Source organism: Streptomyces sp. NPDC002125 (assembly GCF_053593715.1).
Window position 1 is genome coordinate 1 of record NZ_JBSFDD010000054.1, and the last position, 14,527, is coordinate 14,527.

The window sequence follows — 14,527 nt, forward strand, 5'->3', positions numbered from 1 at the left end:
TTCAGCCCGCCCCCCGGGCCCCGGGGGGCGGGCGTCCGGAGGAGCCCCCCGGGGCTTCGCGCAAGGAGCGAAGCGACGCAGCCCGCGCGCAGCGCGGGCCGCAATAAGGAGGGCCCCCAGGGCCCGACGACTGCGGCGCACGGCCGGATCGCACCGAAGGTGCGATGCCCACCCGACAACCCGCGGCCGCCCCGCCGGCCCCCACCCCCGGCGCCTGGGGAGCGCGAGGGGGCGGCGCGAGAGCGCCCCTCGCAACCCGGCCGAAGGACGGGTGCCGTCGCACGGCGCTGCGCGTCTGGCTCCGGGCTGACGGTGCGTGGTTGTCGCTCGCGTGGAGGACTCGCCGCTGCGTGCGCGGTTCGCCGCGCCTGGTCGGCCTGTCGGCGCCCTGCCCGGCCCGGACAGCGCGGAGGGGCGGAAGCTGGTCGCTTCCGCCCCTCCGTGTAACTCAGTGCCAGACGGCTCTGCCCCATCGGACGAACCAGTACCGGGTGCGCCCCTTCCGGAGGTTGACAGCAGGGCCCCCGCGGCGGCGGCGCGCTCCCCGGTAGCGGCCGTGTACCTCGTCGGCGGGGACTGCGAGGGCTGCCGCGGCGGTGAAGTGGACCCGGGACAGATGGTCGGCGGCGGTCTTCCGTGCGCTGTTCCACCGGTCGCCGGGGGTGAGCGCGAGGTGGGCCCGGTCCAGGATGGTCCGCGCGGCGGCCAGCGTGGCGGTGCCGATGGCGGCCAGGGCGGCGGCTCGGTCCAGGGCGGCGCGGGCAAGCTGGTTGGAAGCGAGGCACGCGGCGGAGTCGCATCCCCGGCATTCGAGGTCGGCCCGTACGGCGGACTCGTCGGGTGCGGGCGGCAGCGTCGCGAGGATGCCGCGGGAGTGGTCGAGCAGGGCCGCGGCGCCTTCCGGGCCGCCCGCAGCGTGGTCGACCGGTTCGATGGCGCTCTCGTGCAGTGCGTCAAGGAGCGCGTTGCGGGCGGCCGCCGTGGCCCTGTCCAGGCCGGCGGCCGCGACAGCGCGGAGCTCGGCGCGTGTGCAGACCTCGGCCGGGGTGCAGGAGCAGCGCGCGGGGTCGGCGGGCTCGGGCTCGGGCTCCGGGGCCGGGAAGATGACGGCGGACTCCACGGCCGCCCGGCCCGGGTTCTGGACGGTGGGGGTTCGCGCAGCCTGGTGTCCGGCGTCGCGGATCAGGCTCGCGCACTCCAGGAGCATCCTGCGCCTGCGGTGGATGTGCCCGCCCGTCAGGTGCTCGTGGGCGTCGCGGGGTTCGCACCAGTAGGTGAGGACCAGGGCGGCGGCGTCGGCGGTCGGCCGGAGGGTGAATCCGTCGCGGCCGGGGGCGACGGGGTGATGTCCGGAGGCGGCCAGCAGGGCGGTGATGCTCGCGACGGAGGGGGGTGGCACGCGCGTGTTCATGGTCCTCTTTCGGGTCGGTGTCGGGTTTCGAGGGGCCGGGGCGGGGCGGCCATGCGCCGCCCCGGCCGGTGCGGTGGTGCTACGAGACGGGGGCGAGTCCGGCCGGCTGCCAGCGGACGGGCCAGCGGTCACCGAAGTCGACGGCGATCCGGCGGGACCGCTCCGCGATGAAGGTCTCAATCTCGGTCACGCGGCCGGTCTCGGGCTCGGCGTCCTCGTCGGGGAGTTCGCCCTTGCGCCGCACGGTGTCGCCCACCGACCACCACACGGCGCCGTCGTCGTCGACGGCGGCGGGCAGGTCTGCCGGGGAGACACCGAGGTCGGCCGCTGTGCAGGTGGCGCAGCCGAGCCGTGTTCCGGCCTGGTACAGCGGCCCGCCCTGCTCGCACCCCATGCACTCGCCCGGGGCGACGTAGCGCGGCTCCTGCTCGCGCACCAGGGCCCCGAGCGCAACGTGTGCGGGGTCCATCAGCAGGACGTACGGGGGCCAGTCGCCGGGCTCGGTGCCGGACACCACGACACAGCCGTTGTGCAGGGTCGTAACCCGGGTCAGGGCGACGGGCTGGGCGGCGAAGGTGTCGGGGTAACGCTCCCCCTCGCCCCCGTAGAGGTACGGGGCGCGGTGCACGGGGCGGACCTGGCGGTATCCCTCGCGCTCGATCTCGGTCCAGCTGGCGAACCGCCATCCGGCCGGGGCCTGCGTGCGGCGGGCGCGGCGGCGCTCGATCTCAGCGGCCGTCGAGGCGCGGGCGTCGATCATGCGCACCAGCCGTTCAGCGGCCTCGTACTTGCGGGTGTGACTGGTTCCGGCCGTACCGTCCCCCGCGCCCTCCGCCCACCAGGGGGAAGAACCCCGACCCATCTTCCGTACGTGTCCGGCCGGGTCGGCTGCACCGTCGACGTAGACGGGGGTGCGCCCCTTGCCGTCCGGCTTGCCGTAGCGGTATCGCGTCTTGATGTCGGTCATGTCCTGCGTCCTCCGGTGTGGGTTTCGAGTGGTTCTCGTTGTCCGGAGTGCCACCCCCTTCCAACAAGCTCAATATTACCAGTCTTGGACCGGATCGCCTAGCGGAAAAGGGGGACTGACCAGGGATTTTCCCCGTAGCCGAGACCGGCCCGCACGTCCCGCCGGGCCGGTCGACCCCTCTTCCTTGCCAGCCGCTTTTCGACGTCGGCCGCGACGGGCCGCACCCGGGGCCAGCCGGACCGTAGACCGCTCCGGGCGGCCGTACGACGCGGCCACCCGGCGGCCGTGCACTCGTTCACGCAGCCATCGCGCACGGGGCGGGGTGCAGGTACCGGCCGGGCTTGCCGGGAATGGCGACCGGGGGCCAGCCGGGGGTGGCCCGTAGCTGACGGGGCGGGCGGTGAGCTCGGGCGGCATCCAGTTCGGCGAGGGTGCGCATCCGGGCGAGGCGGCCGGCCAGACGTCGGGCTTCGTCGTTCGCCCCGGCGGTCACCTCCGCGTACCAGGCGGCGGGGTCGTCGTCGGCCAGCTGGTCCAGGCGCTCCTCCTCGGCAACCTGGCGCCGCCACTGCTCGGCGGCCTCGATGACGGCGGCGTACCGGCGAGGATCGCCGGGCGGGAGCTGGCTCCAGGCGGGCGATCCGTACAGCGGGACGATCCAGCCCCGCGCGCCTTCGGCGAGCGCGGTGACCTGGTACTCGGCCCACAGCTGCGGGGCGTCGGCGGTCATGGTGTTCACGGGCTTCTCCTCCGCGTCTGGGTTTCGAGTGGGAGGCCGGGGCGGCGGTGCCATCCGCCGCCCCGGCCGGGCGCTTACGCGATCTCGTGCTTGTAGACCTCCTCCGCGCCGTAGATCAGGTGGCTCTCGCTCAGCCCGTACGCGTCGGCGAGACGCCGCAAGTTGCCGACGTAGCAGGCGAGCGCCACGGTGCGGTCGGTGGTCCCGGCGGGAAAGGGGCGCCCTGAGAGGCGGACATTGTGGAGCTGCTCCAGGTCCTGGGGGCTGAGCGCGTAGGTGCGCCCGAGGTGGAACGCGTCAGCAAGCGCGTCGCGGACGGCGATGGCCACCAGCTCCTGCGCGGTGGTTGCGCCCTCGCGGTCGCGGGCCTCACGGGAGAGGGCGCCCAGGGGGCGCAGGGCCGCGCGGGCGGCCTTCACGGACGGGACGGGCCCGCGGGTTGCTTCCGGGTGGTCGAGCATCGCTGCGATGGCGGTACGGGCTCGACGAGCGTGGGTCAAGGGGTCCTCCAAGGGGTTTCGAGTGGTGGTGCCGGTCGGGGTGCCACCCCCTTCCAGCAACAAGAACATTACCACTTCTTAACCGGATTCGGAAGCCCAAAAGGGCATCTGACCAGGTGCTTTCTCCGCCGCCGGCACCCGTGAAGTAGCTCCCGCCTGCCCTTGGCGGGCCGACACCGGAGCAAGCAAAAGGCCCCAGCGCAGACGGCCGGGGCCTTTGACGTGCTGGCGCTCAGTCCTGCCCGACAAGCTCCCGCTGAGCGACCGGGAGGGCGCCGCGTGTCTGCTGAGACGCTCCGCGCCGCCACTCCCGACAGTACGGCCGGTTCCGTCGAGGTCGCGGAACGTCCGCGCGTACGGCACGGCGGCCCGCACCGTCGCACTGGTGCAGGCCGCTGTGCCGGTCGTACAGCTGTGCGCTTCAGCGGGGCTATGTAGCCCTTCCGCTTCCGGCCGGGAGGGGTGTGGCGGCGTTCTCGTCGAGCCAGCGGGCGGCTGCGGTCACGGTCGGGAAGAACAGACTGTCGAGCCTGCCGTGACGCGCGAACACCGGGGTAGGCCACTCCCCCGGGGCCGATGGGGACAGCTCGGCGAGGTCGTAGCTGACGGTGTACGCCGCTCCGCCCCGAGGCCCGGTCGCGGGCTCGATGGCGCCGACGATGTCCTCCGGGGTGAGGCGCGCGGCGTTGCGGCGTGCGACGAGGTACCACTGGGGATCGCCGGGCGGGTCGCACAGGATGCCGAGCCAGGGCGGGGGGCCCTGGTAGATCCAGACCTGGCCAATACGGCGGGGCTTGACCCCCATGCCGAGCCGGGTGGTGTCGTAGACCATGGGCCGTCCGGGGAGTTTGGCGTCCAGCTTGGTCGCGGCGCCGCACTTCGGGCAGTAGATCCGGACCGTGAGCGCCTCGTACTCGTCGCCGTGGCCGCACGCGGTCTTGTCCTCGGTGCCGATCGGGCAGGAGTGGCCGCTGTAGGAGCTCTCGCGGACGGCGGTGTCCATCCGGTAGTCGACCTCCCAGCCGGTCACCGTGCAGCCGTCGCGGTGCTCGGGGACGGTGTAGCTCAGGTGCGCGGCGAGCGCGGACAGGCCGGTCACTCCTGCCCCGCCGGAATGCCGAGGTCGGCGTGGAGCGCCTTCAGCTCTTCGAGCTTGGGGCCGTCCTCCAGGGTGTAGAAGCCCTCCAGCCCCATGCCGATCATGTGGGCCTCCAGGACGCGCTTCGCAGTCGCGGTGCCGAAGGTGTTGAGGTAGGCGTCCAGGTGGACGGGACGACCCTTGGCGTAACTGAGGGCCAGATGCAGCAGCTTGTCGGTGGACCCGTTCAGGATCATCGACTCGTCGTCGCGCAGGGCGGTCCAGTCGACTTCCGCGGTCAGGACGCGGCCGATCTCCGGGTCCTCCTCCCACACGAGGGCGGTGTAGCGGGCGAATTCGGCCCGGCCGGGCAGGCCGGTGAAGGTGAGCAGGTGCGTGGCGGCCCGCCGCAGCTCGCTTCGGCTGAGCTTGGCGGCGGCTTCGAGGGCCTCGGTCATCTCTTCCTCGGAGAGCGATGCCGGGCTGGGGGTGACGTTGTGTCGCATGGTCCTTCTCAGCTGTTGGCGTAGCGGTGCAGGGCGTAGTCGTACGGGCTGTTTCCGGCGACGGCCGCCGAGACCCGCCGCATGAAGGTCTGGTAGGCGTCCTCCTGCGGCGCGGTGAGGACGATCCGCTCGGGCGTCTCGTCGCCGGGGCCGGCCACGGCGACGGCTTCGAGCAGCACGTCGACGTCGGGCTGGTGCGGCAGTTGCCAGACGGACAGGCCGCGGAGGAAGTCCTCGACCATCTGCCGGTCGTCTCCCTCGCGGCCGGGGTCGGCCCAGTCGTCGGCCATCTGCTGGAGGAAGTCCCCGAGCTGCGTGTGGTCCGTGCCGTCGAGCGCCGTACGGAAGTGGGTGAGGACGGCGGCCACGGCGGCGACGTCGCGCGGGTCGACGTCGGCCGGGTAGAGCGGGGTGTGCTCCCATCGGCCGTCGGGGGCGTAGAGGGCGTAACGGCCGGCGGGCCGCTCCCGGTTCGGTTCGTAGCGCCCGATGTTCGTTCCGGTGTGCCGCAGGGGTTCGGGCAGCGCGCCGAACAGGCGGCCCCACGCCTGATGGGCGCCGATTCCGTCCAGGTCCGGCGGAAGCTCCCACACCTCCTCGTCGCCCTCCTGGACGGCGCGGGCATTCAGGGCGAGCTGCATGAGCAGCGGCTCCTCCATGCCCATGAACAGGGACAGCCAGTCCTCGTCATCGGGCAGCAGGACGCGGGTCGTTTCGGGTGCGCCGGTCATGCGCTGGCCTCCTTCGCGGCCGGGGCGGCGAAGGGGTTGGGGGCCTCGCCGGAGAGGATCTTGTGGACGAGTTCGGCGACCTCGCGGGCGCCGTCCGCGGTGGCGGGGGCGGCGATCGGGCGCGGTCCGTCCGCGCCGGCGGTCTCATCGACTCGGATGTCCCAGCCGTCGCTGGTGAGCGCTAGGGAGACGGGGGCATGGCCCCGGTGGCCGAAGCGCGGCCCGTCGGGCAGCGGTTCGACGGCGACCCGCTGGCCGGGCTGGACCGTCAGCCCCCTGGCGCCGAGTTCGCTGACCAGGGTGTCCCGCGCGGCGTGCCGCTCGGTGCCGGTCAGCTCGACGCGCGAGCAGTAGCGGGCGGCCAGGGCCTCCAGGACACCCAGGGGCAGGCTCGTGACGGCGGCCCAGTCCTCGCGGTCGATGTGGTGCTCCTGGCCTGCCGTGTAGAGCTTGCCGAGCAACTCGGCGGCTTCGGCGAGGACGCTGGGGGTGTAGATGACCCGGGTGCCGTACGGGGCGCAGGCGCTCCGTTCCTCTCGGGTCCATCGGCGGATGTCGATCTTCGCGGCATCCAGAGCGGTGGTGTCGCTCATCGGCGGCTTTCTCTCCTAGGTTGTACGGACGGGGGTCCGGGGCCGATTACCGCGGCCCCGGACCCCTACTGTGTCGTGCTGCTCAGACATTCCGGGCCGGATCAGACGAGGACGGCCCGCAGGGGTCACGCCCCGGTGCTGGGGACCTGGATCTCGCGGTGGACGACTTCGGTCTCGACGTCGTTCTGGCGCAGCGCCCGGGCGATCTCCTCAGCGATGCCCACCGACCAGTGAACTCCCCGGGCGTCGCCCACGGCGATCTTCACCAGGCGGGCGCGGGCGTCGGCGACGTCCTCCAGGAGGCCGATGGCGAGCAGCGCGGTGTTGTCGACGAGCCGGGCGACGCCCGCGGCCGACAGGACCGTGTGAGCGATGTCGGGGTCCAGGCCGGTGCGCTGTTCCCCGTCCGGGATCTGGTGGGTGGCCATCACGTGCCGGCGGATGTCCAGCGTGATGTCGCTCGGCTCCTCGGGGGTGCCGTGGTCGTGGCCGAAGGTGTTGATGGTGACGCGGACCATGTGGTGATGCTCCTCAGTGGTGGGGCCTGCCGGGAGCTCCCGGCAGGGCGGGCGGATCAGCGGGTCCGGGCGGCCTGTTGCGGCCGGTCGAGGTGGTCGAGGGCGCGCTGGAGAAGCGGCCGGTGGGCGCTGTAGAGGACACGTCCGGCCGCGCTAATCGCGGCGTCGAGGTCGGCGAGGGAGCCGAAGGGCCACCATCCGGCGTCCACCGCGTCGTCGGCGGCGACGGCGCGCACCGTGGCGGGCAGGACGAACAGGGCGCTGGTGGAGGCGACCCACGCGTGGTCGGAGTTCCGCCAGTCGTCGACCAGGTCGCGGCCGAGGATGACGGGCTGGTGGTCGCTCAGATCGACACCGGTCTCCTCACGCAGCTCGCGGGCCAGCGTGGTCGGGGCCGTCTCGCCCGGATCGCACATCCCGCCCGGGATCGCTTCGACGCCGATGTCGTCACGGGTGATCAGCAGCACCCGGCGGTCGTCGCCGTGGCCCGCGACCACGATCGGGTCGGCGGCCGCGTTCTCGCCCCACTTGCCCAAATTCCGGCCGGTGCGGCCGGTGCGGCCCTGCGGGTGAAGGGGCCAGCCCCTCGCGTCCAGCAGGAACGGCGCGAGCGCGTCAGCCTGGCGCAGGGGCCAGTCGTGCACGTCGGCCGGGGTCGCGGCGGCCTCGGCCCAGTCGGGCACGTGGTGGGCCAGAGCCGCGGGCAGCAGCTCGGGCGGCGTAATGTCCGCCGGGGTGTACTGCGGCCAGCTCACCGACCAGCAACGTCGGTCGGCGGGGATGGTCCGGGTCATGAAGTTCCTCTCTGGGTGGGGCCGCCTCGATGGCGGCGGCCCCGGGATCACGGGTGGTCAGTTGCCGAGGTAGGCGGCGGCGACGTTCACGAAGTGATCGTGGCTGGCCAGTGCCTCCTGGCGGACGCGGGTGAGGACATCGGTGTCGGTGTCCGCCCCGCGCAGGGCGTGGGTGGCGGTGACCATGGCGTCGGCGGCCTGGCGGACGTCCGGGGCGGTGATGAGGACCCGCAGGGCAACCAGCGGCCGGGTGATGGCGGACCGCGTTTGGTGGGAGCGCGAACGCAGGTCGGCCAGGCGGTCGGGGGCGGCGCCCTTGATCTTGGCGTCGCCCCGTACCCACATCGCGGTGCGGTGGTCGGAGATGGCGGCGGCCAGATCGGTGACGGCCGCCAGGCGGTCGCGGCGCAGCGCTTCGCTGCGGGCGACGCGCTCGGCGCGCTCCGCGGATCGGCGCTGGTACCAGCCGGAGACGATGACGCCGGCCAGGGTGCCGAGTACGGCGATGACGGTGGTGAGGATGCCGAGCATGGTGGTCCCCTTCCGCGGAGCGGGTTTCGAGTCGTGACGCCGGTCGGGGTGCCACCCCTTTCCAACAATTAGAACAATACCATTGTTCACAGCTTCGGGAAGGGGGTGCGCTCTGTTGGTCAGGCGTCGCAGCGGACGCACTGGGTGTCGTCGAGCGGGTTGTTCTGGTGGGCGGCGGCGAGTTCGGCGACCGACCGCACGGGCGTCCAGGCCGGGCCCGCGCACCAGTCGGTGGGGCAGGAGACGAGCGCCTCGAACCGGAGGTCGTAGGGGTCGCCGTCGTCCATCCAGCGCACGCGCAGGGACTCGCCCCCGGCGCCGAAGGCGCCGGTGCGGTACTGCATATCGCGACTGGAGGTGTCCCAGTCGAAGAGATCCGCGGCCGCGTCCCCGAAGATGCGGCGGACGTCCGCGATCGGCTCGGCGGCGCGCTCTTCGCGGGCCAGCCGCTCCAGGGCGGTGCCCAGGACGGGCAGCTCCTCGGCGAAGACAATGTGGTCGAAACCCTCCTTGGCCAGGTGCGGATGGGCCGCGACGATCTGCGCGTGCTGGGTGGCGACGATGTCCGCCGGGACACAGCGGTTCGCGGCGCGTACGGCGTTGCGGGCCAGCGCGACCGAGGGGGCGGTGCCCATCAGCAGGGCGACGACGGGGGCCCCGTGGCTGCGGCCGGCGCGAATGAGCTCCTGCCGGTCACCCGCGTTGGCGTTCGTCGCGTCCACGGCGGTTCGCAGACCCAGGCCCAGGCGGGCGTCCAGCATCGCGTGCAGGGCCTGCCACACCGGCCCGTTGACCTGCTGACTGCCGGGGTCATCCGCACACATGGCCCGCAGGTCGTCGGCACGAAGGACCATGTGCTGCTCGAACATCTTGCTGGTGCGGGTCTTGCCGGAACCGCTCGCCCCGAGCAGCAGGATCAGGGCGCTGGGGAGGTTGAGCGCTTCCTCGGGAAGGAGGCGGTGCTGGGTCATCAGGATGCCTTTCGGAAGGGAAGGACACGGGCGAGCAGGGCGGGGGTGCGCAGCGGCACGATCCCCGCGAGACGGCGGCCGCGGCGGCCCCGGCCCTTGACCTGATACATCGCGGCATCGGCCTGCTTGAGCGCGGCGGATACGGTGGCGTCGGCGAGGCCGACGGTGCGGGCGGTGCCGATGGAGGCGCCGACGGTGAGGGTCAGGTCGCGGTAGGCGATGGGGGCGGTCAGCAGGGCGTGCAGCCGGGTGATGCGGGCGGACAGGCCGGGGCCGTCGGGGAGGGCCACGGTGAACTCGTCGCCGCCCAGCCGTCCGGCCACGGCCCCCTCGGCGGCGGCCCACTCCGCCAGTCGGGCACCGACGGCAGCGAGGACGGCGTCGCCCGCCGCGTGACCGAAGCGGTCATTGACTGGCTTGAACGCATCGAGGTCCGCGAGGAGGACCGCCGCGGGGCCCGCCTCCAGAACGTCCTGGGCCTGCCTGGTCCATGCGGACCGGGTGGGCAGTCCGGTGACCGGGCACGTGCGGGCCTGGGCGAGCTGGTCCTGGAGGTCGGCCACCTGGGCCAGCAGCTTCTCGACGGCGGGCACGACCTCGGCGAGGGCGGTCCGCAACTGCTGGGGGCTGGCGTCGGGGCGGCCGAGGTCGGCGCGGGCACGATTGAGCAGGGCGCCGGTGCGTATGGCGGGCTGCATGGTGGAGGGGTCCCTTCCAGTCGGTTCGGGTTTCGAGGGGCACGGGGCGTGGCGGTGCCATCCGCCGCCCCGGTGGGCGAAGTCAGCGCAGAGCGGCGCGGATCGCGTCGGCCTGACGGGGGCTGCGGGCGTACGGGAGAGCGGCAGTGCCGAGCAGTTCGGTGGCGGGGCGGCCACGGAAGCGGTCGCCCTCGCTGTCGCGGTCGGCCAGCAGCTGCTCACGCAGGCCCTCGGGGATCACGGCGTATGGGGCCACGAGCTCCAGCACGATGGCAGGGTCGCTGATGTCGTACGGTGCCGCGCCCGCGAAGACCAGGTGGCCGGTCTCGGCGCCCTCGTCGGCGAGCTCGTCCCAGGCGCTGGCGAAGTAACTGGCGAGCGGGGCATCCCATCCGACGCGGACAGTGCGGCCGGCGGGGGCTCCGCCGAGTGGGGTCAGGGTGTGACTGGACAAGGTGTCTCCGTTCTGTCTCGTGGTCCGGGCGGTCCAGCTCCGCCCGTGCTGTCCGGACCGGTCAGGGCCCGGCAGCACGGGCGCAGTCAGCTGCGCCGGGAAGCGGATTCAGGGGCGCGGGCCGCGCGGCGTACCGGCGGCCGCGTTGCCGTTGGTCTGCACCTGGCCGCGTGCGAGGCGGAAGGCCGCCGCCGTCTCCGGGCTGTTGTGCTTCTTGTAGTCGGCGGCGGCCTGGGCCTGGAGCTGCTTGACGGTCTCGGACTGGGACACGGTGCCTCCGGTATCGGGTTTCGAGTGGTGGTGCCGGTCGGGGTGCCACCCCCTTCCAGCAACAAGAATATTACCACTATTGAACCGGATTCGCAAGAGGTGTCTGTGCCTCGCGGTTTGGGCGGGTCAGCGGGTGAGGGTGAGTGCCTCGGTCAGGGCGGGCCACAGGACGGTGTCCCGGCCCCACACCGGATCGACGAGGGTGACCTGGTGGGCGTCGATGGCGGCCCGTACGGCCTCGCGGTGGCATCCGCGGTACTCCAGCCGGACGTACGCCTTGGGCACCCGGCCGCCGAAGCAGGTGTGTGCTTCGCCGCCCCAGGTCGTGACGAGGATGTAGCAGACCGGGCCATGCCCAAAGGCCCGGTGGACGGCGAGCAGCAGACCGCTGTCGTGAGCGGTGTGGGTCAGCCGCTGGAGGCCTTCAGTGTCGGTCAGGCACATGACGGCGGCGCGCTGCCGCCACCGGCGGCCGTCGAAGGCGGCGCCGTCACATCCGGGCTGGGACTCGAAGGTGACGTGCCCGGCCCGGTTCATGGCGGCGAGCACGGGAATCAGGGGGCCGGTCTCCTCGTCCGGGCCACCCCGGTAGGCGCCGCCGGCCAGCGTCGCCAGGTCACCCTCCAGCCACTGGGCGGTCAGGTTGCCGAGGTCGGACAGCGTGCGGGCGGTGGACCAGATTCGTGCGGTCGAGCGGGACATGGCGGTCCTTCCGGGCCGGTGCCAGATAGGCACGAAGCTCTCTCGGATGATGGCTGGGAGGTGTCCCCGCCCGCCGTGCGGTCCCGGCGCGCGGGAGCGGGGACGGCGCGGCGGGTGGCTGTGGTGCTGCTACCGGCGGTTGCCGGTCGGGTGCAGTTCGCCCGTGTGGCACAGGACGTCGCCGATCAGGAGGGCGTCCACCTTGACCGCCCATCGGCCCTGGGTGAGCTTGCCGGGCTGCACCTCGTCGCGGACGAAACCTCGCCTGGAGCATGTTGTGCCCTTCCTCGGGTGGTGGGTTGCGCGGCTAGTCAGTGGGCGGACGGGGGCAGCAACGGCTTGTCGATGTCGCGGTGCTCGATGACCGTCTCGCGGTGGGTGAGCTGGATGAGCTCCTGCGTGCGGCGGGCAAGTCCGACCGAGCGGTGCCGGCCGCCGACGCAGCCGTAGGCGATGGTGATATCCCCGCCGCGCGCGGTGTCGTGGAGGCCGATCGCGAGGAAGGTGACAACCTGGGCGAGGGATTCGACGCCGGGCGTCGCCAGGACGTGCTCGAACACGGCCGCGTCCAGGCCGGTGAGGTCCTTCAGTGCGGGGTCATGGAACGGGTTCCTGAACAGGCGCCGGAGGTCGTAGGTGGCCTCGGCGACGGGGGGTTCGGCGTGGCCGTAGCCGAAGGAGACGATGCGGATGGTCACGGGGTACCTCTCGTGGTGCAGTCGTGGTTTCGAGCGGGGCCGGGGCGGCGGTGCCACCGCCGCCCCGGGACGGGCGTTCAGGGGTGGACCGTGACGCCCGGGTCGCGCGGGTCGGAAGCGGGCGGGACTGCCCGGCTCCCCTTGGTCCCGGCACCACAGGTGCGCGCCGGGACCGCGGGCAGCCGTCAGTACCAGGCGCGTTCCATGTCCGCGTCCAACTCGCGCGCGGCCGCCTTCAGGGCCTGCTCCAGCCGCTCCTGGGCGTCGGCTTCCTGGTCGTCGCCTGCGTCCGCGCACGCCTCCTTCATGCTCATGGCGTAGGCCGCGAAGGCGCGCAGGATGCCGGTGACCGGGGCGACGCCGCCGTGGCGGTTGAGCTCGTCCACAGCAAAGACCCGGCTCGGGCTGTTCGCCAGTTTCTCCTCGACCTCGTGCAGATCCTCGGCGGCTTCCTTCCAGGTGGGGCCGGGTGCGACCCGTTCGGCGACGTCCTCCAGGAGGAACGCGAAGAACTGCGCGGCGCCGTAGGCGGCCAGAGCGGGCATCAGGTCGTACAGGTCCACCGCGATGCCCCGCCGGACGAAGGCGACGAGCGCGAGGATCAGAAGCACCCCCCGGCCGACGGCCGCGACCAGGCCGGCCGCCCGGCGCACGATGGCGGCGGTGCGGGCCTGGTGGCGGGAGACGCCGCCCATCGGCATCTCGCAGGTCATGCAGGTCAGACGGAACGGGTTGTTGAAGGTGTTGCAGTGCTTGCACTGGCGGTTCTTCAGGATGCGTCGGATACGCACGGATGCCTCCGGGTCGGGTTTCGAGTGGTGGTGCCGGGCGGGGTGCCACCCCCTTCCAGCAACTAGAACAATACTAGCTCTAGACCGGATTGGCAAGGGGTGGCACTCCGTCGGGGGGAACTTCGGGGGTGCCGCCCGCAGGGCCCCGGCAGGGCCCCACGGAGCTACTCGGCGTCGCCGCCGCTGTCCGACTTGCGGTTCTCGCGGGCGAAGCTGCGGGCTCCGGCGGCGTCGACGGCCTTGATGGCGGCCTGTCCGGTCTTCAGGCCCTCGCGTCCCATGTCGAAGCCCTTGCCTGCGGCGTTGGCGGTCGCACCCACCGCGTTGGCGGCGGCGCCGACCGCGTTGACGGCCGCCGTGGCGGTGCCGGCCACCGCCGTGACGGTGTTGAGGGCGGCGGCCAGGCCCCCGCCGCCGCGCCGGGCCACGGGCTGCTTGCCGCCCCGAGCCGCGGCCTTCTTCGCGGCGAACGCGGAGGAGGCGGTGCCGCTCCCCGCGGGCGCGGCCTTGACCGCCGGTCCGCGCCTGCCGTCCAGGATCTTGCCGCCGGGCAGGTTCACCCGGAAGCGCCGGTTGGGCTCGAAGTTCTCGACGATGGACTTCACCATCGCCGGGGTCATCACCTCGACCGCGAAGAAGCATTTCGCCCTTCCGCCGCCCCCGTCCTTTCCCCGGTGCTTTTCCCCGCAGGACGCCATGACGGTCGTACCGGATACCAGCAGATTCAGGCGGCGCGGGGCCGGGGCGTTCTCCCGGCCGGGGCAGCGGATGGGGGCTCCGTTGAGGCTGAGCGGCCCGCGGATGGTCAGTGAGGGGGTGGCCATACGGATGGACTCCTTACTTGCTCTGGGCGATGGCGGTTGCGGTGGCGGTGACCTTGCCTCCGAGGACGGTGCGGCCGGTCGCGGTTGCGGTGGCCTCGGCGGTGGTGCTTCCGCCGCCCCCGCGACGGCGGAGGCCGGAGAAGAGGCCGCGGACGACGAAAGCGACGACGGTGACCGCCACGGCGAAGGCCATGAGCACGTAGGCCAGGGCCTCCAGCCAGGGGCCGGCCAGCGACAGGCCGTACGCGGCGAGCGCGGCGCTTCCGGCTGCGGACCACATCAGCAGGGCCGCCGTCTTGGCCCAGGCCGGGATCGGCTGGGAGCCGCCCCGGACGGGGACCGGCGCCGTCTCGTGGCGGACGTAAGCCCACTGCCGGGCGCCGCCGGGGAGCGTGACCAGCTCGACCCCCGGAAGCGGGGCCTCCACCGGGACGGGGCGGGCCGGAACGTACGGCGCGACGGGCGCGGGGCCCTGCGGGGCCTGGGTGATCGTGTAGACGGTCTCCGGGTCGGTACGGGCGGGGTGGTTCATGATCGGGAAAGCTCCTTGGGGAAGATCGTTTTATGAGGGTTTGGGGGGGTGGCCACGACCTGGGACGCAGGGCGTCCTCGCAGGTCAGGGGGGTGGCCACCCCCGGGACACCGGCCCGGCGGTCCTGGGACGCGTCCCAGGAACGGGGCCGGGTGGCCAACGGCCCGGCCAGGCTCTGACCTGCACGGATGCCCGGCGGCCAAGGGCCAGGCCTACGGG

The 14,527-nt window shown here is 73.0% G+C and carries 20 protein-coding genes; all 20 read right to left on the reverse strand.

Going from position 1 to position 14,527, the window contains the following annotated elements:
• Positions 1 to 448: 448 nt before the first annotated feature.
• The gene (locus ACWCQM_RS40325; protein WP_450920031.1) at positions 449 to 1,411 is read right to left on the reverse strand and encodes a hypothetical protein; all 963 of its coding nucleotides are present in this window, start codon (positions 1,409 to 1,411) and stop codon (positions 449 to 451) included.
• A gap of 79 nt (positions 1,412 to 1,490) precedes the next feature.
• Complete coding sequence (locus tag ACWCQM_RS40330) at positions 1,491 to 2,378, reverse strand: hypothetical protein (protein ID WP_450920032.1); 888 nt, start codon at positions 2,376 to 2,378, stop codon at positions 1,491 to 1,493.
• A 295-nt stretch (positions 2,379 to 2,673) separates the two neighbouring features.
• Entirely contained in the window at positions 2,674 to 3,108 is a 435-nt protein-coding gene (locus ACWCQM_RS40335; RefSeq protein ID WP_450920050.1) for a DUF2742 domain-containing protein, read from the reverse strand.
• An 83-nt stretch (positions 3,109 to 3,191) separates the two neighbouring features.
• Positions 3,192 to 3,617, reverse strand: coding sequence for a hypothetical protein (locus ACWCQM_RS40340; RefSeq protein WP_450920033.1), 426 nt, complete (start codon positions 3,615 to 3,617; stop codon positions 3,192 to 3,194).
• 430 nt (positions 3,618 to 4,047) lie between these two features.
• Positions 4,048 to 4,716 carry a hypothetical protein gene (locus tag ACWCQM_RS40345; protein ID WP_450920034.1) on the reverse strand — a complete coding sequence of 223 codons (669 nt, stop codon included), beginning with the start codon at positions 4,714 to 4,716 and terminating at the stop codon, positions 4,048 to 4,050.
• On the reverse strand, positions 4,713 to 5,201 hold the full coding sequence (locus tag ACWCQM_RS40350) for a hypothetical protein (protein WP_450920035.1): 489 nt from the start codon (positions 5,199 to 5,201) through the stop codon (positions 4,713 to 4,715). The genes ACWCQM_RS40345 and ACWCQM_RS40350 overlap by 4 nt, the downstream gene beginning before the upstream one ends.
• Positions 5,202 to 5,209: 8 nt before the next feature.
• Positions 5,210 to 5,932, reverse strand: coding sequence for a hypothetical protein (locus ACWCQM_RS40355; RefSeq protein ID WP_450920036.1), 723 nt, complete (start codon positions 5,930 to 5,932; stop codon positions 5,210 to 5,212).
• The gene (locus ACWCQM_RS40360) at positions 5,929 to 6,525 is read right to left on the reverse strand and encodes a hypothetical protein (protein ID WP_450920037.1); all 597 of its coding nucleotides are present in this window, start codon (positions 6,523 to 6,525) and stop codon (positions 5,929 to 5,931) included. Before ACWCQM_RS40360 ends, ACWCQM_RS40355 begins: the two co-directional genes overlap by 4 nt.
• Before the next feature lie 125 nt (positions 6,526 to 6,650).
• Positions 6,651 to 7,043: a RapZ C-terminal domain-containing protein gene (locus ACWCQM_RS40365; RefSeq protein WP_450920038.1), complete on the reverse strand. Its 393-nt coding sequence runs from the start codon at positions 7,041 to 7,043 to the stop codon at positions 6,651 to 6,653.
• Between the two features lie 56 nt (positions 7,044 to 7,099).
• Positions 7,100 to 7,837: an NUDIX domain-containing protein gene (locus ACWCQM_RS40370; RefSeq protein WP_450920039.1), complete on the reverse strand. Its 738-nt coding sequence runs from the start codon at positions 7,835 to 7,837 to the stop codon at positions 7,100 to 7,102.
• A 57-nt stretch (positions 7,838 to 7,894) separates the two neighbouring features.
• Positions 7,895 to 8,368, reverse strand: coding sequence for a hypothetical protein (locus tag ACWCQM_RS40375; RefSeq protein WP_450920040.1), 474 nt, complete (start codon positions 8,366 to 8,368; stop codon positions 7,895 to 7,897).
• 119 nt (positions 8,369 to 8,487) lie between these two features.
• Positions 8,488 to 9,339, reverse strand: a complete 852-nt coding sequence (locus tag ACWCQM_RS40380; RefSeq protein WP_450920041.1) for an AAA family ATPase — start codon at positions 9,337 to 9,339, stop codon at positions 8,488 to 8,490.
• Positions 9,339 to 10,037: a GGDEF domain-containing protein gene (locus tag ACWCQM_RS40385; protein ID WP_450920042.1), complete on the reverse strand. Its 699-nt coding sequence runs from the start codon at positions 10,035 to 10,037 to the stop codon at positions 9,339 to 9,341. The genes ACWCQM_RS40380 and ACWCQM_RS40385 overlap by 1 nt, the downstream gene beginning before the upstream one ends.
• A gap of 82 nt (positions 10,038 to 10,119) precedes the next feature.
• Positions 10,120 to 10,491: a hypothetical protein gene (locus ACWCQM_RS40390; protein ID WP_450920043.1), complete on the reverse strand. Its 372-nt coding sequence runs from the start codon at positions 10,489 to 10,491 to the stop codon at positions 10,120 to 10,122.
• Positions 10,492 to 10,599: 108 nt separating this feature from the next.
• Positions 10,600 to 10,761 (reverse strand): hypothetical protein, encoded by a 162-nt coding sequence (locus ACWCQM_RS40395; protein WP_450920044.1) that lies wholly within the window; start codon positions 10,759 to 10,761, stop codon positions 10,600 to 10,602.
• A gap of 126 nt (positions 10,762 to 10,887) precedes the next feature.
• Positions 10,888 to 11,463 carry a DUF6919 domain-containing protein gene (locus ACWCQM_RS40400; RefSeq protein ID WP_450920045.1) on the reverse strand — a complete coding sequence of 192 codons (576 nt, stop codon included), beginning with the start codon at positions 11,461 to 11,463 and terminating at the stop codon, positions 10,888 to 10,890.
• A 311-nt stretch (positions 11,464 to 11,774) separates the two neighbouring features.
• A complete protein-coding gene (locus ACWCQM_RS40405) occupies positions 11,775 to 12,161 on the reverse strand; it encodes a RapZ C-terminal domain-containing protein (protein WP_450920046.1) in 387 nt (128 codons plus the stop codon).
• A 185-nt stretch (positions 12,162 to 12,346) separates the two neighbouring features.
• A complete protein-coding gene (locus tag ACWCQM_RS40410) occupies positions 12,347 to 12,952 on the reverse strand; it encodes a hypothetical protein (protein WP_450920047.1) in 606 nt (201 codons plus the stop codon).
• A 164-nt stretch (positions 12,953 to 13,116) separates the two neighbouring features.
• On the reverse strand, positions 13,117 to 13,776 hold the full coding sequence (locus ACWCQM_RS40415; RefSeq protein WP_450920048.1) for a hypothetical protein: 660 nt from the start codon (positions 13,774 to 13,776) through the stop codon (positions 13,117 to 13,119).
• 13 nt (positions 13,777 to 13,789) lie between these two features.
• Positions 13,790 to 14,308: a hypothetical protein gene (locus ACWCQM_RS40420; RefSeq protein ID WP_450920049.1), complete on the reverse strand. Its 519-nt coding sequence runs from the start codon at positions 14,306 to 14,308 to the stop codon at positions 13,790 to 13,792.
• Positions 14,309 to 14,527 lie beyond the last annotated feature (219 nt).

Bases quoted from the DNA above. Each gene is read 5' to 3' on its own strand.
- ACWCQM_RS40370 (WP_450920039.1), bottom strand. From the start codon at position 7,837: ATGACCCGGACCATCCCCGCCGACCGACGTTGCTGGTCGGTGAGCTGG.
- ACWCQM_RS40415 (WP_450920048.1), bottom strand. From the start codon at position 13,776: ATGGCCACCCCCTCACTGACCATCCGCGGGCCGCTCAGCCTCAACGGA.
- ACWCQM_RS40385 (WP_450920042.1), bottom strand. From the start codon at position 10,037: ATGCAGCCCGCCATACGCACCGGCGCCCTGCTCAATCGTGCCCGCGCC.
- ACWCQM_RS40325 (WP_450920031.1), bottom strand. From the start codon at position 1,411: ATGAACACGCGCGTGCCACCCCCCTCCGTCGCGAGCATCACCGCCCTG.
- ACWCQM_RS40330 (WP_450920032.1), bottom strand. From the start codon at position 2,378: ATGACCGACATCAAGACGCGATACCGCTACGGCAAGCCGGACGGCAAG.
- ACWCQM_RS40380 (WP_450920041.1), bottom strand. From the start codon at position 9,339: ATGACCCAGCACCGCCTCCTTCCCGAGGAAGCGCTCAACCTCCCCAGC.
- ACWCQM_RS40375 (WP_450920040.1), bottom strand. From the start codon at position 8,368: ATGCTCGGCATCCTCACCACCGTCATCGCCGTACTCGGCACCCTGGCC.
- ACWCQM_RS40400 (WP_450920045.1), bottom strand. From the start codon at position 11,463: ATGTCCCGCTCGACCGCACGAATCTGGTCCACCGCCCGCACGCTGTCC.
- ACWCQM_RS40420 (WP_450920049.1), bottom strand. From the start codon at position 14,308: ATGAACCACCCCGCCCGTACCGACCCGGAGACCGTCTACACGATCACC.
- ACWCQM_RS40350 (WP_450920035.1), bottom strand. From the start codon at position 5,201: ATGCGACACAACGTCACCCCCAGCCCGGCATCGCTCTCCGAGGAAGAG.
- ACWCQM_RS40365 (WP_450920038.1), bottom strand. From the start codon at position 7,043: ATGGTCCGCGTCACCATCAACACCTTCGGCCACGACCACGGCACCCCC.
- ACWCQM_RS40360 (WP_450920037.1), bottom strand. From the start codon at position 6,525: ATGAGCGACACCACCGCTCTGGATGCCGCGAAGATCGACATCCGCCGA.
- ACWCQM_RS40335 (WP_450920050.1), bottom strand. From the start codon at position 3,108: ATGACCGCCGACGCCCCGCAGCTGTGGGCCGAGTACCAGGTCACCGCG.
- ACWCQM_RS40355 (WP_450920036.1), bottom strand. From the start codon at position 5,932: ATGACCGGCGCACCCGAAACGACCCGCGTCCTGCTGCCCGATGACGAG.